Source organism: Patescibacteria group bacterium, from assembly GCA_028717685.1.
Classification (GTDB): Bacteria; Patescibacteriota; JAQUNI01; order JAQUNI01; family JAQUNI01; genus JAQUNI01.
Genome location: JAQUNI010000001.1, coordinates 333,548 through 353,707, shown reverse-complemented (window position 1 = coordinate 353,707; position 20,160 = coordinate 333,548). Strand labels below are relative to the sequence as shown.

Here is a 20,160-nt window from a genome sequence, read left to right as displayed (position 1 = left end):
GTATAATACTTCAAGAGTATATACTGGGTTTTTTATTTTCGCGCCTTTTTTTGAATAGTTGGCTCCATAGTGGCGCTAGCCCTATGGAGCCAAAATGCAGACCGTCATTTTCTGCTAATACTTTTATCTTTAATACCTCCGTCTTGCATTCTGGCTCCACAGCCTGCCCGCCATCGCTTGCGCCCGCCCGCAACGACTGCGTCTTGCGCTGTCGGGCGCGGCTTCAGGCATTAGCGGGCGGACCCCTCGCTTCACTCGGGGACTATGGAGCCAACAGATATCTCCCCGCCTAAAGGTGCGGGGATTATTCATTTTTATCCCCATTACCCCCCATTGACTTGAAGATTTAGATGTGATATACTATATTTAGATAACTAGAGGGCAAATAAGCTGCTTCTAGGGGATTTTTCTCTGATTTTTGAGAAGCCAAAATTAGCTTTTCAAGAGTCGCTAAAATAAAAATAAAAATTTTTCACCTCCAAAATTAGAGGCGATCAAAAACAAAAATGAAAAATCATTTTGATTTCTCGGGTTATCCCGGGCATTCTGAGGTTTTAAATAATCCGAACCCCAATTTTAGTAACGCGGGAAGCTATGCGCCGGAAACGGCTTTACCGGGAGGACTGCCTTCTTATTTAGAAAATTGGTATCGCGGTTATTCTGAAGACGCGAGTATTAAAGAACCAAATCCTACAAGCCCTGAACCGAAAGTGGTGCGGGGTTTTAATTTTCTTCAAAATCAAAAAACCAAAACAGTTTTAAGGTCAACCCTCCAAGTAGTCACTGTCGCGATTTTAATCATAATCGCCGGCGCTATTGGGGGTTTTATTTTTCTAGACCGCAAAATTAATCTTGAAGAGACGCAGGCTTCCTTAAACAGGATGAGCGAAACATTAGCGAGCGAAAGCGGAAAGGGAAATTCCATTTCGACAGTGCAAGCCGCGGCTTTGACAGAGACCGCGCAAGAAGAGGGAGGGGCAATCGTGCCTCAAATCGCCGCCAAAACTGACAGCCGTGTTTTTAATACTTCAGGCAATAACAATGTTACCGCGAATTCTTTGCCTTTGAGCATTGATTCTGACCAAGACGGACTCTCGGACGAGATTGAAGAGAAACTCGCTACTAATCCTTTCCAGAAGGATACGGATGGCGATGGTTATCCTGACGGCGTGGAAGTAAAAAATGGCTATGATCCTTTGACTCCAGCCGTGAAGAAAAATCCGGCGGTGAGTTTTGCTCCCACCCCCTCCGCCTCTGGTGCCGCTCCCGCTGTTGCCTCCGCGTCCACGACCAGCGCTTCGTGCGCTGCTGGTTCGGTTGATGCCGGCGCTTCCGGCGGCAAATGCGCGCTGGACCAAGGCGGGCAAACGGACTTTAGCAATTTAACCGGCAATGATTACAGCGCCCTGCAAAAGCTGGGTTTGTCTGAGGAAGATATTGCTAAGGCGCAGTCCGGCAATGTGGATGTCTCGGGAAAACTGGAAATGCAGAAAAAGATTTTAAGTTCCGACTCTATGCAAAGTTCAATGCAGGATATGTTTAACGCGATTCCTGTTTCCGCGCCCGCGGAAATCTCTGATAGCGAACTCAAGATTTTTGATACCAGTAAAGCAGAAGACATCCAAAAATATTTCCAAGATGTCAATGGTATTTTTGAAAAAAATTTTTCCGGTTTACAAAGTATTGACGCCGCTACTTTAAAAAATCAGATTGCCCAGAATGATTATACTGTCATTAACCAAACCTATAACGCGCTCAAGAATATTGATGCGGAGCTGCTGAAAATCGCCGTGCCGCGGGATACTAAAGAAATCCATAAAATCTTTTTAACCATTATCCGCATCTATGAGGAGGTGACGGATGAAAATTCTTTGCGCAGCAGCGATACCGGACAGGCGGATGCTATTATCGGCAAATTGAAGTCTTTTGACAGTTTAGAAGTATTAATGCAGAAGAATTTAGATGAATTATCTAAGAAATATAGCGCTGATAACAAAGAATAATAATGAATTGTCGTCATTGCGAGGGAGGCATCTGATGCCGACCGAAGCAATCTCCTAAATCTGTATTAATATAGCTTGATGAGATTGCTTCGTCGGGCTTAAAGGCCCTCCTCGCAATGACAATATTAAGATAATGGACAAAAATTTCTTCCACAATCATTTGCTTTACAAACATCGCAAGGGAATTGCGCTTCTTTTGCTGATTGGTTTTTTGGGGAGCCCCTTGGGAGGGGCGTTGCCAGCCCGTGCTGCAGAGACGGCGGCAACAGGGGACACGCAATCTAAAGGAGTGCTGCAAGGCTTGATTTTAGACCCGATGAAAACTTTTTTCTCGGGGCTCGCTTCTTTTAATTATGGAGATTTTTTGAAATTAATTATCAAGGATTCCCTTAATACCGTGGTAGACCGCTTTTATTCTCAAGTGGTCAAGAGCTTTGAAGACGAATATTTAGTGCAGGATTACAACCGCCAAGTCTTTGTGCCTTATTTGGATTTCGGCTTTGCTAAATTCCATAATTGGGTCGCTAGTGAAGTGGGAGACGCTAAGATAGACGCGCCCCTCTTAAACGCTTTCTTGGGCTTGGAGAATTTAGCCTACCGCGGACTTAAAGAGACCGGCAATAAATTAAGCCATTCTGTTTTGAAAGAGTTGGATAAGGTTTCCAAAGAGATGAGCGGAGAGGACCGCCCCCCTTCTATTTCGGATCGCGATTATTGGAGCAAGAATATGGCAAGAATTTGGTCTACGCCTCAAGGATTGCTCTGGGGCGCCGTGGGCACGACAATGGATGTGGCGGCGTCGTCTGAAGCGGAGGGAAATCGGGATTATATAATTTCCGAGGGTCATAACGACGGCCGCAAGGTAACCGATATGCCGGAGGCGATAGAATCTTATTTTCTGAAGAGGGGGGAAAATCTTAAAAAGAGCGAGCTTGATAGTAAACTCAAGGGCTGGGGATACACCCCAATTCAGAGCCCGGCAACAAGTGGGGCAATTTCTGGATATAATTTAGCCAGCAAAGGCACTTATTATGTTTATCCATTATCTAATGGTTTCTACCGTTATGATATTTGGAGCTGGGACGCCGATTTTCCCTTTGCTTTGTTTTGTGATATTCAATATAAGATTGACGTGATTGAAACTTTAGTGAAGCCCAATGTTTGGCAAGAGCCTGTAGAGGTGTATCCCGCGAGCATTGCCTTTACTTCCAGGGCGATTTCTGATCCCTTGGCTTCGGGCTGGACCGGTTTAATTAAAAGGCCAGGTCAGAAAGTGAAGGTGATGGTCAATGATTTAATTGAGAGCAAACTGAAAATCGCAGGCGACGCCACTGATCTCTCCGGCGTCTCCCGCATTATCTATGATTTAGGCAAGACTTACCTTACCAATGTCAATTTTAAAGTTAAAAGAGCGACTACAGGGGCTCTCGCTGGATGCCCTGTCGGCTTTGAAGTGATAGAGCCGGACTTGGGGACTACGATGGGGAAAATGGGCGAACCTCAAAGACCAAGCGCCGGGCAGTGTTTAATCGCCGCCTTAAAACAGGTGGACACTAATTTTTTGGGTGAGATAGTGGGCTGGGTTTCAGATCTTGGAAAGAAATTGATTTGTTGGATTTTTGATGTAGGAGACAAAAAAGGAGAACGATTGACAATAGATGGAAAAGGGGTTGACACGCAAAATTATATAATGGTTCCCAATAAAGATGAAACAGTTGGCAATCCTTGGCCGGAAGAGTTAAGAAAACAAGTCAGCGCGTTAGATTTAGAATCTTTGGAGGCTTTAAATAAAACCCGAGAGGAAGCGGCAAAGACTGACCCCAATGGTTATACGTCTCTTTTGATCAAAAATAATCAAGGTGAATTCCAAGCTCAAGCAAGTTCTGTTAATAAGAAAGAAAGTTTGCTTTCTGTTGCTACTTTAGCCCAGTTTGTAGTTTACAAGGAGTTAATTGAGCCTCTCTTAACTAAATCTGTCGCAGAAGCAGGAAAGAAAGGCGTGTCTCTTTTGGGAAGGGCAGCAAAATGGCTGCTTATTAGGGCGGGGGATACGGTAGGATTAGGAGGAGTGGTTGAAGAAGTGACAGACGCAGTTGGCAATTGGGCTTCTGAAAGTGGTGTTACAGACACTTTTGGCGATTTGGCAACCTTTTATGCTTTTAAATCAGGTATTCGTAAGGTTTTGGAGCTTTTGAATTTTTGTAATTTAAAACCCGAGGAAAATCAAATCAAGACTGAAACAATAAATTTATCCACGGATGGACGCTATGATTTTTTAGAATTTCCTTATCGCTTGACTGAAAAATCCAATGTTACGGTGGAAATCTATCTTAGGCCGACTGACACAGCCAATGAAAATATTAAACTTTACCGCAAATTGGTTTTTAATAATATGCCGGCAGGAGTCCATATCGCCCGCTGGGATTTAAGCACGGATTTAAGTCTTGCCGAAAGGAACCAGATTTGGAGCGAAATAACAAAAAGCGTTTATATTAATATTGTTTTCAAAAAAGAAGTCAATGGCGCTTCAGAATTTTTTCAAGGATATGAGTTACCCGAAGTGACAGAAAAACAACTTTGGAGCGGGGAGAAATATAAACCTGATCCGACCACCGCGGCGAGAAATTGCCATCAAGAAACATATTTCACTTCAGATAGCTCTAACCCCGCTCCCTGCGGCAGGGGTTACCTTGCCCAAAATTATATGCTGGAACTGCCGCAAGACCCGCCGCCGTATCAGAATATGAATGTTTTTGACCGGCAATTCGCGCCTACGCCTATATTTTATGAAGGTCAGGAAGTGCCGATTATAATGCGCTATAGAAATGATGGTCTCGACAAATCCGCGGATAAGGTCCATGTAACCTTGTATGATTTGGCAGGAGTGGAAGGGGGCGTGGAAGGTTTCTTTGGGAAAGCTAATTTTTATACTGGCGATCTTGTTAATGAAGCAGGAAGTGAAATCGCAAGTGTGAAAGCAAAAAAAGTCTACGAAGACACAATAGAAATGCCCATCAACTGCTCTTCTGAGCCTTGGTTCAACAAGCCGGCTTGTGATATTGCCACAGTTACGTGGACCGCTGTTGAGCCCGGCACCCACGCTTTGATGATGGTTTTTGATTCTGACAAAGATGCGAAAAATAAGGATTTAAATAAGCTCAATAACCGCATTGTCCAGATTGCGAATGTGTCGGCTTCACCGGTCACCGCGGAATATAAAATAAGTGACGGACTCAAGACCGCTGATTTGCGCGGCGATGGCGACCATCCGGACGGCGATGACACAGGAGTGGCGAATCCCGGCGAGGAAATTGAAATTGGGGTTACTTTAAAAGATATCCGTCCCTTGCACTCGGGCAGTCTTAGCGGTTTGGATCTTTTTATTGATTTAGAAAATTCTCCAGTTTTTCAATATGTCGGAAGCGGCAAGAATGATTCGGGAGACAATAAAAGTTCAATTAAGATTGGCATGATTGTCTCGGGGCAAACTCTAATATTAAACAAGGATTTCAACCTGCGCGTGAAAGATGATGCTAAATCTGACGGCAACGCTAAGGTTCCCTTATACCTTCGGGACCAATATGGGCGCATCATCTTCCATCAGGATTTGACCGTGCCGGTATTTCCGCGCTGCAGCGACGGCGTGGATAATGATAAAGATGGGTATACTGATTTTCCGGCTGATGTGTGGGGTTGCGAAAACTCTGCCGACAATAGCGAGGATGATGGCAATATTTTGAAAAAGCCGGATTTGGTGCCGGCAGGGTTAGACTTTCAAATAAATACATCTCCTGCTGGCACTACTGGCGTGGTTCAGGGATCAAAATTAGATTTAAAATTCAAAATTAAAAATCAAGGGGATCGCGCCATTCCAAAGGGCACGGTTATCCCCATGGGCGTTTATGTTTGCTACGGCAAACCGACAACAGAGACACATCATATGACTTGGGACTGGAGCTGGAATCGGGGCAATTATTGCGGCACACCCGCAACAGATCCTATTCTGTCGGTTGACGAATGTTACTGTGAATCAAAATCACCGGCCTCAAGCGGCGCACTGGAAACTTATGCCAAGTATTTTGAGAATCCGGACGAGACCAACCAACCAGGCGCTAATGCGGCAGATGATTCTTACAAAAATTATATTGACTGCATCAAGAAAAAATATCAACGAGTTACTGAAATCCCTTGGACTCTCGCCGATGAGTTTGATTTTTACGATGAGAAAAAGGGCAGCAAAGGGATTGCAGAGTTTATTATACCTAATTTTGAAGTCAGAGAGGCTAAAAATATGCGCTTTGCGGTTTTTGCGGATGAAAAGGTGGATGCTAATTTCACCGAAAAAGAGGGTGTGATTCCAGAATTCAATGAAAGGAATAATAAAGCAGGTCTGCCTGATTATTTCTGCGAAGCTGGTCAGGATACGGCTTATTTGACTTTATACAACAAAGACCAATGCAATAGTTTCCCCCAAGCGACATACGAGCCAGCACGTTATCTCTCAATGTGTATGAATAGTTTTTATAATGCCACAGATTACAAGATTATGGTGGGTGATAAAGGCGACTGGTATAAACCCCCCACCGGCACGCCGTCTCCTTCGCCTTTCCAATACCAATATACTTGCCCCTCGGCGGATAAATGCAGCTCTCTGCACGCAAGCTGTGTCGCGAGCACAGAAGGTGATTGGAGAGCTAATCCGGGCGAATATTTGTTACTTACCGTCAATTTGATGAATACAGCATCTAGAGATGTGAAAAGCACCTTTACTTTAACTGACGGTCCGGGAACAAAAACAGGCATCAATTTGACTACCCCCGAAATAGTTTCTTATGCCAAGGAGTCAAAACAATTATTTTTTTATGTTACCATCCCGATGAATGACACAGCCGGTCATCCTTATAATAACAACGACACTCTGACCTTTACCTTAAAAGGCAAGGAAGCGGATAATTCTCCAAACAAACCGGGTACAGAATTTATCATTGCCGCGAACTTGCCTGTGAAATTGGGCGCGCAATTATTAAAGAATGATGGCACAGCATGCACAGCTCCGCTACCGCCCCAACCAAAGCCTTCTATTACAAATATAGCAATTCAATATCAAAAATGGATAAAGCAGGGTGCAAGCTATGCCAGTGTAGATAGCCAGAGCGGTGCTAGAATCTTACATGGTTATTTTCAAATTATTAATGAAGGCACCGAAGATGTTAATAATTTAAGTTATAGTTATACTGTGTATTACTTCGATAAGGAACCAACTGGTCAGACTGATCCCCAAGGATGTTATGGTGGCGGTGCCGAAGCTTATCATTGGAGCGCCCCTTCGTACAATCTGGCGGAGGGCAGTCCACCATTAGAAAAGGAGGATAATTATCCAATTAATTTAGGCATGAAAAAGTGGGGATTCTTCCAATTTGAAGTACATGTGACTGAAATAAAGTCTAACGGGACGCCGGGCGTATGGAATGACGATAATAATAATGATCATAGAAAATGTTCTGGTCTCGCGGAAGTTAAAGAACCAGATTTAGTTGTTGAATCCGTGCAAGCTCGTAAGACTCAAAGGGGAGGGAATTATTGCATAGACGGAAGTGTAGAGCTTGTTAATGCTGGATCGGAGGAATTAAATTTGGCAAATACAGTAGAAGATGCCGATGCTTACGTGACCATACTTGATGAAGATGGTGGGGTGGTGCCAGGTCAGATGTTGCACATAACTGAGCTTGAGAAACAAATTACGGGTAAGCTTCTGCCAGGGGCAGCCAAAAATATTGATTTCAATGGCTATTGCTTTGGTCCCATTATTCCAGAATATTATAAAAAAGCTAAAGTCTCGGTCTCTTTAATAGAAACAGACGATCATTATGATCAGGATACATCTAATAATTGGGCTGAATCGGTACCTATAGAGTTATCAAAGACTCTCGGCACTAGTACTCAAAGGTTTTTAACATTAGGGCAGAGGATTAAAAGAGTCTTAAATTATGTGAGGGCGAAGCTTGGGGATTAACCCCGCGCCCTTAGACCCCCTCCATCTCCCCCTCGGGCTCGCTACGCCGGAGCGTTAGCGCGGCGAGCAGGGGGAGTGCCGCTCCCACCCCCTCTTTTCTCCCCGCCTAAAGGCGCAGGGAAGTGGACAATATAAGTTCAAAATGGTAATATTAAGTCAGCTTGCTTTTCTGCTTGTTTTAGAAGAAATCAGGTATTCCTTGATTCAGGAGTAAAACATTGACAAAACATAAGAAAGGTGCTATAATGAAGACTAAAGAAAGATTCAGGGTTTTACCGATTTTACCTAGTATTTTCTGCTAGGGAGGCGTTTCTTTGACAATTTATCGTTAATTACTACAAAATGTAGGAAGGATAAAAGGGTGATAAAGATGTTGTATTATAAGTATTTCTTTGTGATTTTGGCTTTTACGGTTCTTGCGGTTATGTTGGTTGGTTGTGGTAAAGACAGTCAGAATCCACTGGAATCTCAAGATTCTAATCTTCAGGTGAGAACAAATGAGATATTCAGTTCAGACGGTGCGTCGATGGCTCTCATCCCTGCGGGAGAATTTCAGATGGGCGATTCATTTAATGAAGGCGATAGCGATGAAAGACCAGTGCATACAGTTTATCTTGACGCCTTTTATATGGATGTTTATGAGGTAACTAATGCACAATATAAAAAGTTCATGGATGCAACTGGACACAAAACAACACCAGAATATTGGAATTACCCAGTTCTCAATGGGCCAGATCATCCAGTAGTCGGAGTATCATGGTATGATGCTAAGGCTTATGCGGAGTGGGCTGGTAAGCGACTCCCAACAGAAGCTGAATGGGAAAAGGCGGCTCGGGGTGGTCTTGTCGGCAAACGTTATTCGTGGGGAGATACTCTGACTTATGATGATGTATATGTATATAGTGGCCTTGGTAAACCGCAATTGACATTCCCTGTTGGTAGCTTTGCTCCGAATGGGTATGGTTTGTATGATATGGCAGGAAATGCCTACGAGTGGTGTACTGATTGGTATGATTCTGATTATTATTTAAGATCGCCAGAATCAAATCCAACGGGACCAGAGACTGGAATATGGACTGTGTTGCGCGGTGGCGAGTGGCAATATAGCTCTTCTGACCAGCATCGCCTTCGCGTAGCTATGCGCTTTGGTCTCGCTCCCATTCTCACGGACATCACTCTTGGCTTTCGTTGCGCCATGGACGCAACCAAATGAAATTTCTCAATCCCAGTATAATACTTCAAGAGTATATACTGGGTTTTTTATTTTCGCGTCTTTTTACTCCCTCCCCCCCGCCTCGCCTGAAGCGAAGCGATGGCGGGCAGGCATCTCCCCCTCGGGCAGGGGGAGTGTGCATTAACCTCCCCTTTCAAAGGGGAGGTTAGGTGGGGTTCTGAAGCTTCCTCCCCCTCCGCCTCCCCCCTGGCAGGGGGAGTGAGAATCTTTCTCCCCCCTTGGAAAGCAGGGGGAGCGCATTTCACCTCCCCTTACCAAGGGGAGGGTGGGAGGGGTCTAAGTCTGTGTGGAGCCAACGCTCGGATTCAAAATTTTATGTGGATAACTAACAATCTCGTTTTTACGAGATTGTTTTTTTGTGGTATAGTATAAAAAGCCGTAGTTAAAAGCGAAAAGCGCAAAATAAATTATAGAGCCAGAAGAATTATCCAAAATAAAAAGGAAAAGAAAAATCCTTTTAGTTTTCAATTCAACGACTAGGAGGGGAATTTTGGGTTATTGTTAACTTGTTGGCTCCATAGTTCCGCCCTAAGAGTGTACTGGGGAGCCAACGATCTTAAATCACATTTGGGGATTGCCAAAATGCAAATTAAAACCAAAAATTTTTGGAAAATATTGATTCTTCTCTGCCTCGCGGGCTTGGGATTGTTTAGCAGATCTGGGACAGCGCAGGCCGAAATGGTGCCATGTGATGGTGCTAACGATCCACTGACAAAGGGAGAGACGGCATGTGAGACTAATCAAAATAAAGCCTGCGCTTCTAGTATTTATACTAGTGGTATTACACAGGTACAAGAAAATTACTGTGCAAGCGTAGACAATAACCTATGTATAGTAGGTACAGATGATTGTGAGAAGTGCAATGGTTATGGAAATGCTGGAGAAAAAAAATTTAACTTCAGTCTTTTTTCTCCTTCTCTTCTTGATATCAACCTAATTCCAGCCGCTGACAAAGCGAAGTCATATCAATTTCTTTTTAATTCAGGAAAAGTGGGTTGTAAGGCGCCAGCATTTTGTGCAGAGATTCCCTCTTCGGTTTCCAGTACTCAAACTGCTGTTGTTTTTACCTGCGCAACCATAGCCAATGCTTGCGGCGGGGGAAAGGGGGTCTATGAAAAAGGCGGGCAAATATTGCCCCAGGTTTGTTTGGATTCCAAAAAACCCTGCACTCCTAAAATAGAGCGCGAGCTTCCCGCTTTTGTGGTAACTATACCAATCAACTATACAGTAGGAACCGCAGGTTATCAGATTAATATAGGAGAGAAGGCTTACTGCGCTTCTCCACGGGATACTATTGATCCGGCTTCGTGTTTTATGGAGCGGGATGTAAATTCGGGTAGAGGAGAAAATTTTTATATTGGTCAAATCCCAGAATATCAGAATAACCTTGATGACTTTAAGAATAATATTCAACCTTTATATGATTGCAATGCAGGAAGTTTAGTAAGCCAGGTCGCGTGGAAAATTTTTAACAATTCCATTGGGCTGGTGGTCTCTGTGGTTTTTGGCATTATTGCTCTTGTCGTCTGTGGTGTTTTGCAGGGTCTTTTGTTTCTTATTTTCGCCTTCTTGGAGTGGGTGCTTAATTTCAGCCAAATTGATTTTGGGATTGTGGATTTAGTCTGGCGGTTCTTGCGCGATTTTTCCAATATGTTCTTTATCGTCGTTCTGCTTTATATCGCCTTTTGCACGGTCTTGGGCATTCAGGAGCGCAGTTTAAAGAAAATGCTGCCTGGTTTTTTAGCGGGCGTGGTTTTAATCAATTTTTCCAAGGTGCTTTGCGGCGTGGCGGTTGATTTCTCACAAATTTTGTCGGATATTTTCTTGAATCTCAATCCGAATAAGATTGCTCCGATTAAGGCGCTTTTCGGAGCCGCGGGTCTTGGAGGCCTTTTTGGCGTGGACAGGCTTGCCGGCTCCACTGATTTTACTACTCTCGCCTCTGTCTTGGGAGCCCAGATTTTAATGATTCTTTATATGCTGTCGGCGGTAATTGTTTATGGTGCGACCGCGCTCCTTTTGGCTGTCCGGATTGTGGTTCTGCTTTTAATGACCGCGATTTCACCTTTGATTTACCTCGCGATGGCGGTCGGGCAGAAGAAAATCGTCTCTGGCTTTTGGAATACTTTTTTGCGCACCGCTTTCTTCGCGCCGGTGATGATTTTTTGCATTACTTTATCGGTGATTGTTTTAAGCGCGGATTTAGACGCTCATTTTAAATCTAAAGCCGGAACATTAGAGAGTTTATTGTCAGAAGGCGAGGCTTTAAGGCGATTGCCGGCGCAAGGCGCTTCTCCCCAAGTTTTTATGAAGCTTCTTTTCGCTGTGGCTTTTATGATGGCGGGTCTTTATGTGGCGCGCAAAGCGAGCGTTATGGGCGCTTCCGGAATTCTGCAAGGCGCGAATAAATTATGGAAAACAGGGTCAGAATGGCTGACAATGGGTAAACCCGCGGCGGCGGGAGCTAAGGCTTTAGGAAAGTATGGTTGGGGCAAGGCGATGGAAAGCAGAGCAGGGAAGTATTTGAAATGGGTTAGCCCTAAGGTGTGGAAGGCGGTAACAGAGGCACGGCGCAAACGGCGAGAGAAAGAAATTTATGGTCCACGGATTACAGAACTGCAACCGAGGCTTGCCGGCTGGCATGCTTTTTTTCAGAAAAAGGGTCCGGGTTATGAGCGGGAGAAGCTTTATGCTCGCGGCGCGGAGAGAGCGGCAGTGAAAGAAGTGGCAAGCTCTCTTAATGAAAGCGATGTTCAAACAGAAGCTCTTTATACCCGTTTGGACGAGTTATTGAAAGAGATGGAAGGCAAGGGTTGGCTTGGTTCAGATCAGGCTTTGACCGCCGAAGTCCAGGGGCTTTTGGAGGTAATTTTATCTCGAGGTGATATTAACGATCTTTTGAAGGGTTCGGAGTACGCGCGGAAGTTTTCCGGAGGAAAGGCGGTGATGGGTTCAGATACGGCGGTCTTAAGAAGGCTCTTCGGGGATTCGGATCGTGCCTCGATGTTCGCGAATGATATTGCTGAAGCAATGAAGCAAACTTATCCTCAATTCTCTTATTCCACCACGTTTGATGAGGCTGATAATCGCTCTCTTAACACGGCTGAAGATGATGAAGATCTGCAGAAGATTGAATTAGCAGAAGGGGAAAATGCAACAGGGCAGGTAACTTTTTTAGAGAAGACGGCTGTGTTTCAAAAATATTTGCGCAAAAAGGCGGAAAAATTAAAAGTCGAGGGAGTGGATACTTCTTTTGAAAAACTGTCTAACTTAATGCTGGACAATTTTGGTTACTCCAAAGAAGAGATTTTAAAAAGAAAAGACAAAAAAGGGAACTTTCTTATCGCCGATGAGAAATTGCGCGAAGGGGTCGCTACAGTCGTGGATACTTATAATCAAAATCGGACAAGAATTATTAGCTCTGAACAAGCAAAGAGAAGCACTTATCAAAAAAGGTGGCACCCCGGTCTCCTCTTCCGCGATATGAGTATTAGTGATATGTCCAAAGAAGATCAGATAAAATATGCCAATGCGCCGCCTGGGGCTAAATATTTAGGTCTTACTCCTGGCAGTAGGGGGCAGGTTGAACCTTTGACCGATGAAGATGTAGATAGATTGGGCAGCTGGGCCCAGCCGCGCCTAATTGAATCCTTAAGATATATAGAGAACCAGAAGGATCTTTTGGGTATCACTGATGAGATGGAGAAGGAAGCTGAAAGGTTAGAAAAGAAGGGGAAGGAAGGGGCTGCCAAGGTGAGAAGGGATAAGGCGCAGGATATGAGAAGAATTCTAAAGAAACTTTTTGATAAAGTAGGCCAGACAGGCGGTGAGGGAGGATCAATAGCTGGTGCTGGTGATCGTAGAGGTAGAGATAGAGATGCAGTAGGAGAGAGTTCTAGAGCGGAGACATTACGTCAGGACGAAGATCGGCTGAATATGGGGGGCGGAATTTAAATTGGAAATGATCTTTAATTACGAAATAGACAATAATGATAATATCTATGCGAGATTTAAACACTCTTAATTCAGAAGAGATAACGCGGCCAGAGGTTTTGCAGGAAGTGAACCGGCAGGTCGGGGAAATTATTTATTTTTGCGAAGATAAGGAAGCTTTTAAATTGTCCAGAGAGTTTAAAGAAGTCCTACAAAGAAGAGAGCTTAGCGCGAAGCCGGAAATTTTAGGTCAACTAAAAAAATGGGCGACTCTAGTTAATTATGTCAGTTTGCCGGCGCAGAGGGACAGTGAGATTATTCAATTGTTTCAAGGCGAGATTAAAGAGGTTTTGCCTTTGGATGAGGAGATTGTATTGGGTCGTTTGGAAGCTTTACTTTGGGTCAACCCGACTGGACCACGGGAAGAGCTTTGTAAAAAATTGGTGCAAGCCTTGCGCGATAACAGACAAAAAATAGGTTCTTTAACGATTGGCGAGTGGCTCGCCCTCTTTATCCACAGCTATCCGGGTCGGCCGCAGCTTTTAGAGCTTGAGGAAAGGGATTTTTTAAATAAGAACACAGAGGTTCAAAAGCTAGCAGAAGGGGATAAAATAATTTTGGCAAAGCTTTTAAAGCTTTATAATGCGTTGCAGCCTTTGGGAGTAATGGCGGAGATGGAAATGACGCAAGAACAGGGAGTGAGTATAGAAGAAAGAAAGCAGGTGAGATTGGGTCAAGCCTTGGCTCAAACTGCGTCGGAAGGAGCGAACCGACCGCCTCAAGGTTATCAAGGTCCGCAGGATTTACGGGATATTCGACCCGCGAACGGAGAAACGAGATTTCCCCAAGCGCAAAACAGGGCGCCTTTAGCCGCGGAGACTCCCTCCCCCTCCGCCTCCCCCTCGGGCCCGCTACGCCGGAGCTTTAGCGAGGCGAGCAGGGGGAGTGTCTTTCTCCCCCCTCAAGACAGAGGGAGTGCCGCCTCTTCTCCCTATACCGCCGGAGCCGTTTCAAAGCAGCCCGCGTCATTTGCTCCGCCCACAACAGAGGAGATTAAAAGACCCGCGGCATTTGCCGGAAGAGAAGAGCCATTGCCGTCTCAAACATCTGTTCCAAATGAGCCTACGGATTTATTATCACAGAGAATGCCGGAACCTCCCACCCCCTCCATCTCCCCCTCGGGCAGGGGGAGTGTTACTCCCGCCCCCAACTCTCCTTTCCAAAAGGGGGATGGATTTTCCTCTCCATTGCTGAACAAAAATTTTGTTCAGAGCGAAAAGTTAGTGGATACCTCAAATTCAGAAATTACGATTTCTATTTTAGAAGCCGCGGCGCAAAAAGGAGATCCTGTTGAAGAAGGGCGATTGCGGCAAATTATCCGTCAGAACTTTAACCAATTATCGCCGGAAGTAAGAAGCTATATTGTAAATAGCCCATTTTGGGCGGAATAAAATTCAGTTAAAAGTTCAAAATTCAAAGTTTAAAGACAATTTTTAATTTTTATTTCTTAATTTTTAACTAATTTTTGTTGAATTAACGAATTATTGCATGCAGAAAACTAAAGATGATGTTAATTATGATTTAGAAGAGAAATTTGAGCGTTTGGGTGAAGAAATTATTATTTTATCAAAGAAAGCTTGCAAGAATCCCATTGCCTCGCCGTTGATAAATCAATTAATTCGTTCAGGCACCTCAATAGGGGCAAATTATATGGAAGCTAACGGAGCTTCTTCAAGGAAGGATTTTAAGAATAAAATCCATATTTGTAAGAAAGAAGCCAAAGAAACAAATGCACTGGCTAAGAATGCTTGCTCAAGCCGATGAGAGCGTAAAAGAAGAGTGCCATCAATTGTGGCAAGAAGTCCAAGGGTACGCTAAAATGTTTTCTAAGATAATCTCCATAATACAAAACAATAAAAATTAATACATTAAGAATTAGTTAAAAATTAAAAATTAAAAATTGTCATTTTCAATCTTCAGTTTGGCTTTTGACTTTGAACTTTGAACTAAAATGACCAATTTCCCTCAAAATCTTAATACCCTTCTCTCTTCCCGTGAAACAGCCTCGCGCCTCGCGAAGATAGGCGATGCTTTTCGTCTCTCGGAAAAAGATAGAAGATTGCAAGCGAGAATTTTAGGGAAGCTCGCGAGCGGGGAGATTAAAAATTCTGATCTGCCGCGCGTTCTAAGAATTAACCTGAATCTGCCGCTTGAGGAAAGTGTTGATTTAAGCCGGGCTATAGAGAAAGTAATCAATATTCCTTCAGAGCAAAAAAAACAAGCCTTGGATCGCGAAGTTCCCGTCCCTCCAGAGGGCTTGCCAGAATCCAAGACCGCCGCCGAAAAATCAACCCTGTTAAAATTGGGCGCGGGGGCGATCAGGGATTTTGTGGATAGCGTTTTGAGCGATTTAAAGTTGAAATTGTCTCCTTTGCAGAAATCGCGTCTTGAAGGCAGTATTCTTATTTATATTAAGGATATTCGGGACGAATTAGAAACCGAAGACGCCCTAACCCGGCCCGAGGAGCGGGGAGGGGCAGGACTTTCACAGGCGGAAGCGGCTCAAATCACCCAACTTTTGAAAGAAGAGTTTCCCGAAGAAGGGCAAGCGGATTTTCTGAGCAAGTATCAGAATAGCCAGAAGAATAATTCGCAGCAGGATGTTGATTTTAGAGCCCGGGAAGAAGAGACCAAGTCCTCTGTTCTAGAGGAAAAAGAAGCTCCGCCCTCTCCTGCCAAAAATTTGGCGTGGGAGGAGTCACCTATATTCCCCGTTGTTCCTCCCGATGTGCAGGGTTTTCCAGTGGATAAAATTTTTACCCCGTTAGATAGCAAACATCTGATAGAGTCCGCTCCTTTGCAAGACAAGAAAGATATTTCTAGAATAGAAGCTCCCGCGCCGATTTTTGGACAGTCTTCACGCGAGGTGAGCGCCGCTCCCTCCCCCTCGGGCTCGCTACGCCAACCCGCTACGCTAGAGCGTCAGCGAGGCGAGAGCGTTAGCGAGGCGAGCAGGGGGAGTGACGTTCCTTCCCCCATGTTTTCTCTGCCGGAAGGGAAGAAGACGGTCGTTACTGATGTTTTGCGGAAATTAGAATCTCATTCTGCCGCGGGAGAAAAGCAAAATGCCGGGCTTGCCATTGAGGCAATCAAGAGTGTTAACGACCTTAAAAATTTGGGTTTGGAGAATTTTAAAATTCGTCAGCCCAGCGAAGCGTCAAGTCGTCTCGTCGCGCAGGTGAATAGTTTGGTGGGTAAGAGCGAACTTGCCCGATTTCAGAGTATAGAGGCTTGGCGAGGCTCGGGGCCTTATAAATTATATATTATGATCGGCGGCGAAAGCATTGCTCAAGGCAAGACGATCACGGAGATTGCCAAAAGGAGGATGATGCAAGGAGAGCCTTATTTGACCGAAGAGGAATTCAACGCTATTGCCGACGCGAGCAGAAAATTTCAATACTAAATTGTGATTTTTCATTTTTCATTTTTAATTTGTTTTTATGCAAGCTACTGTTCCCCAATTTATTGACATAGAAGACAAGGTGGTGGGACCCCTCACCATTAAGCAGTTTCTTTATTTTCTCGCCGCCGCCGCCGTGGAATTGATTTATTGGTTTTTCTTTGATTTATCTCTCTTTATTGTCATAACCATTCCGACCCTCGCGATCACTTCCGCTTTCGCGTTTATAAAAGTCAATGATCGGCCGTTTATTTATTTTGTTTTAGCTGTTTTTGGTTTCTATTTAAAGCCTCCGATCCGGATTTGGCGCCGCGAAACAGGCAAGTTAACCGCTAAGAATACGATCAAGGTTTCGTTTGCCGAAGGCGCGGAGAAAAGAGAGGTAGTCAAGGCCCATATGAAACGTGGCAGTTTATCTCATATTGAGAAGGCGCTAGAGACATCGTAATGAAAGCGTAAAAGAGTAAAATAAAAATGCGAAACAGCAGCGCAAAATGTAAAACCATATTTTTTACAACTTATAACTTACAACTTATAACCTGTAACTCAAGTATTCCATCCCTTGTGTTACAAGTTTCAAGTTACAAGTTACAAAATTTTCATCACCAAGCTTTAAATTTTTATTTACGCTTTACTTTTTAAGTTTTAAGCTTTCATGTTTTCAAAAAACAAAGATCCAAAAGAGAACCTTGCAAGTGGCAATAAAGAGCCGCAAAATAAGAGAGAGAACCTTCATTCGCCCAAACTGGCGAAGGCAAAAACCAAGAAATCCACCCAGCAGTTTTTAGATATTACGGGTGTCAGAGACAATACCGTGGTTTTGCGGGATGGCACCTTGCGCGCGATTTTGATGGTTTCCAGCTTAAATTTTTCCTTAAAGAGCGTGGAAGAACAAAATTCCGTTATTTATGGTTACCAGAATTTTCTCAACTCTTTAGATTTTCCAATGCAGTTTGTGATTCAGTCCAGGGAACTCAATATTGAAAGTTATCTAAAAAGTTTGGAAGAATTAGAGAAAAAGCAGACTAATGAACTTTTGCGTATTCAGACCATTGAATATCGGGAATATGTGAGCAATCTGGTAGAGTGGGGAAAGATTATGCGGAAACGTTTTTACATTGTGATTCCTTACGCCTTTACGGAAGCGAGAGAATTGGGTGTGATGGCAAGAATGAGAAATTTATTGCGTCCCGCGGAGGTGATCAGCCAGAATGAGAAGCAATTTCAAAAATATAATAGTTTATTGAATCAACGCGTGGCGCGAGTGGAGGGGCTTCTGAATGCCATGGGATTGAAAAGCGTGCGCCTGAACACCCAAGAATTGATTGAGCTATTTTATAATATTTATAATCCCGCGACTTCCAAAAATCAGCCGATGACCGACATTAAGCAGTTGAATGTGGTATAAATTAAAAATGCAAAATGCAAAATGAAAAACCACAATGCAAAATTAAAAATCTTTCAAGCCAATTCTTTTTACATTTTAAATTGTAATTTTAAATTTTTCATTTTTCATTTTTAATTTGTTTTGATGTTCAACAATAAAAATAAAGTCAACCAAAATACTCCTCCTGCTCAAAAAGAGGAGTCTATCCTGGAAATTCTTGGTCCTGGCGCGCCTTCGCGTTTAGGTTTAAGCCAGGAGGAGAAGATTAATATTCTGGAGGCGCAAAAGGCATATTTGGAAGGGGTAGCGACCTTGCGAGATCTCTTAGCCCCTTCGGCAATGCGCGTTACTTCGCGCTATGTCCAGATTGGCGAGTATTTTTCCCGCACCCTCTTTGTTTATACTTATCCGCGTTATTTGCATACGGATTGGTTTACGCCGGTGATCAATATGGACGCCATTTTTGATGTTGGGATGTTCATTTATCCCCAAAGCTCAAACACGGTTTTGAAGAATCTCACCAAAACTCTAGCTAAGATATCTTCTAGTATCGCGGTGGAGCAGGAGCATGGCAAGGTGCGCAATCCGGTTTTGGAAAATGCCTACAAGAATGTGGAAGCCTTGCGCGATTCTCTGCAGCAGGGGACCGAGAGGTTGTTTAAGTTCGCTCTCTACATTACAATCTATGGCAGTTCCTTAAAACAATTAAATAAAAATACGAAGAGAGTGGAAAATCTCCTCGGTTCGCGTTTGATTTACACCAAACAGGCGGTTTTCCAAGCCGAACAGGGTTTTATTTCCACCCTTCCCTTGGGCAATGATGAGATTTTTATCACCAATAATCTCAATACCTCCCCTCTGTCCACGAGTTTTCCCTTCGTGTCCTATGAACTTTCTTCTAACGAGGGAGTTCTCTACGGCATCAACCGCCACAATAATAGTTTAGTCCTTTTTGATCGTTTTTCCTTGGAAAACGCGAACGCAGTCGTTTTCGGAAAATCCGGAGCGGGGAAAAGCTATGCGATTAAACTAGAGATTTTGCGCAGCCTAATGCTGGGGGCGGATGTTTTAGTGATTGACCCTGAAAATGAATATAAATATTTGGCGAACGCGGTGGGAGGGAGCTTTTTGGAAATTTCTTTAGCCTCTCCTTATCGCATTAACCCCTTTGATTTAACCATTGCCTCCCACGAAACTAATCCCACTGATATTTTACGGGAGGCGATTATTAATCTTAAAGGGTTGGCAAAATTAATCTTAGGCGGCATCACCCCTGAAGCTGACGCCCTGCTGGATGAAGTATTGATTCAAACTTATGCTTCCAAAGGCATTACGCCTGATACTTCTTGGGAGGGCAAAGAAATGCCGACGATGACGGACTTTGAGCGTATTTTGCAAAGCACCGAAGGGGCGCAGAGCATTGCCCAGGTTTTTTCTAAATTTACCGAGGGGACTTTCGCGGGCATATTTAACGAGCCGACTAATATCAGTCTGGACAAGCAGTTCGTCGTTTTCAGTATCCGCGATTTGGAAGACGAACTGCGTCCGATTGGGATGTATATTGTTTTGAATTATATCTGGAATATTGTGCGGGCAGAACTCAAAAAAAGGATTCTGATGGTGGATGAGGCGTGGTGGCTGATGGAGCATGAAGATTCCGCGATGTTTCTTTTTTCTATTGCCAAGAGAGCGCGTAAATATTATCTCGGTTTGACTACGATTAGCCAGGACGTTAATGACTTCTTATCCACGCGGCATGGTCAGGCGATTGTTACTAATTCTTCAATTCAGCTCCTTCTGCGGCAATCCCCAGCCGCGATTGATTTGGTCGCCTCTGTTTTCCATCTCACCCAAGAAGAGAAATATTTGCTTTTAGCTTCGGATGTGGGCGAGGGCATCTTCTTTGCCGGCAATAAGCATGTGGCGATTAAAATCGTCGCTTCTTATTCCGAGGACCAGATTATTACTTCCGACCCGAAGCAGTTGATTGAGATTGCCCGCGCGAAGGAAGATTTCGCGCGAGCGCAAGGGCAAAATGGTGTGGAAATGTCAGCAAACGAAGGTATGGAGTTAAATGAAGATGAGACAAAAAGCGCAGAGTGATGATAAATTTTTAATTTTTATTTTTTA

General features: G+C 43.9%; 12 protein-coding genes. 11 read left to right on the top strand and 1 reads right to left on the bottom strand.

Features of this window, described 5'->3' with window-relative positions:
* The first annotated feature begins 83 nt into the window (after nucleotides 1-83).
* The gene (locus tag PHW01_01785) at nucleotides 84-293 is read left to right on the top strand and encodes a hypothetical protein (GenBank protein MDD5626728.1); all 210 of its coding nucleotides are present in this window, start codon (nucleotides 84-86) and stop codon (nucleotides 291-293) included.
* 213 nt (nucleotides 294-506) lie between these two features.
* On the top strand, nucleotides 507-2,003 hold the full coding sequence (locus PHW01_01780) for a hypothetical protein (protein ID MDD5626727.1): 1,497 nt from the start codon (nucleotides 507-509) through the stop codon (nucleotides 2,001-2,003).
* A gap of 13 nt (nucleotides 2,004-2,016) precedes the next feature.
* Here the strand turns inward: PHW01_01780 and PHW01_01775 are convergent, their stop codons facing one another.
* The gene (locus tag PHW01_01775; GenBank protein MDD5626726.1) at nucleotides 2,017-2,178 is read right to left on the bottom strand and encodes a hypothetical protein; all 162 of its coding nucleotides are present in this window, start codon (nucleotides 2,176-2,178) and stop codon (nucleotides 2,017-2,019) included.
* Between PHW01_01775 and PHW01_01770 the strand changes: the two genes are divergently transcribed.
* From PHW01_01770 to PHW01_01730, 9 genes are all read left to right on the top strand, one after another.
* Nucleotides 2,164-8,016 (top strand): hypothetical protein, encoded by a 5,853-nt coding sequence (locus PHW01_01770; protein MDD5626725.1) that lies wholly within the window; start codon nucleotides 2,164-2,166, stop codon nucleotides 8,014-8,016. The two genes, PHW01_01775 and PHW01_01770, sit on opposite strands and share 15 nt — an antisense overlap.
* Before the next feature lie 370 nt (nucleotides 8,017-8,386).
* Nucleotides 8,387-9,229 (top strand): formylglycine-generating enzyme family protein, encoded by an 843-nt coding sequence (locus tag PHW01_01765; GenBank protein MDD5626724.1) that lies wholly within the window; start codon nucleotides 8,387-8,389, stop codon nucleotides 9,227-9,229.
* Between the two features lie 603 nt (nucleotides 9,230-9,832).
* A complete protein-coding gene (locus tag PHW01_01760; GenBank protein ID MDD5626723.1) occupies nucleotides 9,833-13,204 on the top strand; it encodes a hypothetical protein in 3,372 nt (1,123 codons plus the stop codon).
* Nucleotides 13,205-13,251: 47 nt separating this feature from the next.
* Nucleotides 13,252-14,634 carry a hypothetical protein gene (locus PHW01_01755; GenBank protein MDD5626722.1) on the top strand — a complete coding sequence of 461 codons (1,383 nt, stop codon included), beginning with the start codon at nucleotides 13,252-13,254 and terminating at the stop codon, nucleotides 14,632-14,634.
* Nucleotides 14,635-14,731: 97 nt separating this feature from the next.
* Nucleotides 14,732-15,007, top strand: a complete 276-nt coding sequence (locus tag PHW01_01750) for a four helix bundle protein (protein ID MDD5626721.1) — start codon at nucleotides 14,732-14,734, stop codon at nucleotides 15,005-15,007.
* 187 nt (nucleotides 15,008-15,194) lie between these two features.
* A complete protein-coding gene (locus PHW01_01745; GenBank protein ID MDD5626720.1) occupies nucleotides 15,195-16,646 on the top strand; it encodes a hypothetical protein in 1,452 nt (483 codons plus the stop codon).
* A gap of 37 nt (nucleotides 16,647-16,683) precedes the next feature.
* On the top strand, nucleotides 16,684-17,091 hold the full coding sequence (locus tag PHW01_01740; GenBank protein ID MDD5626719.1) for a PrgI family protein: 408 nt from the start codon (nucleotides 16,684-16,686) through the stop codon (nucleotides 17,089-17,091).
* Between the two features lie 207 nt (nucleotides 17,092-17,298).
* Nucleotides 17,299-18,051, top strand: coding sequence for a hypothetical protein (locus PHW01_01735; protein ID MDD5626718.1), 753 nt, complete (start codon nucleotides 17,299-17,301; stop codon nucleotides 18,049-18,051).
* 123 nt (nucleotides 18,052-18,174) lie between these two features.
* The gene (locus tag PHW01_01730; protein MDD5626717.1) at nucleotides 18,175-20,133 is read left to right on the top strand and encodes an ATP-binding protein; all 1,959 of its coding nucleotides are present in this window, start codon (nucleotides 18,175-18,177) and stop codon (nucleotides 20,131-20,133) included.
* The last annotated feature ends 27 nt before the right edge of the window (nucleotides 20,134-20,160 follow it).

Excerpts from the sequence above, each read along its gene's own strand:
- PHW01_01785 (MDD5626728.1), top strand. The coding sequence starts at position 84 with ATGGAGCCAAAATGCAGACCGTCATTTTCTGCTAATACTTTTATCTTT.
- PHW01_01780 (MDD5626727.1), top strand. The coding sequence starts at position 507 with ATGAAAAATCATTTTGATTTCTCGGGTTATCCCGGGCATTCTGAGGTT.
- PHW01_01775 (MDD5626726.1), bottom strand. The coding sequence starts at position 2,178 with ATGTTTGTAAAGCAAATGATTGTGGAAGAAATTTTTGTCCATTATCTT.
- PHW01_01765 (MDD5626724.1), top strand. The coding sequence starts at position 8,387 with ATGTTGTATTATAAGTATTTCTTTGTGATTTTGGCTTTTACGGTTCTT.
- PHW01_01760 (MDD5626723.1), top strand. The coding sequence starts at position 9,833 with ATGCAAATTAAAACCAAAAATTTTTGGAAAATATTGATTCTTCTCTGC.
- PHW01_01755 (MDD5626722.1), top strand. The coding sequence starts at position 13,252 with ATGCGAGATTTAAACACTCTTAATTCAGAAGAGATAACGCGGCCAGAG.
- PHW01_01750 (MDD5626721.1), top strand. The coding sequence starts at position 14,732 with ATGCAGAAAACTAAAGATGATGTTAATTATGATTTAGAAGAGAAATTT.
- PHW01_01745 (MDD5626720.1), top strand. The coding sequence starts at position 15,195 with ATGACCAATTTCCCTCAAAATCTTAATACCCTTCTCTCTTCCCGTGAA.
- PHW01_01740 (MDD5626719.1), top strand. The coding sequence starts at position 16,684 with ATGCAAGCTACTGTTCCCCAATTTATTGACATAGAAGACAAGGTGGTG.
- PHW01_01735 (MDD5626718.1), top strand. The coding sequence starts at position 17,299 with ATGTTTTCAAAAAACAAAGATCCAAAAGAGAACCTTGCAAGTGGCAAT.
- PHW01_01730 (MDD5626717.1), top strand. The coding sequence starts at position 18,175 with ATGTTCAACAATAAAAATAAAGTCAACCAAAATACTCCTCCTGCTCAA.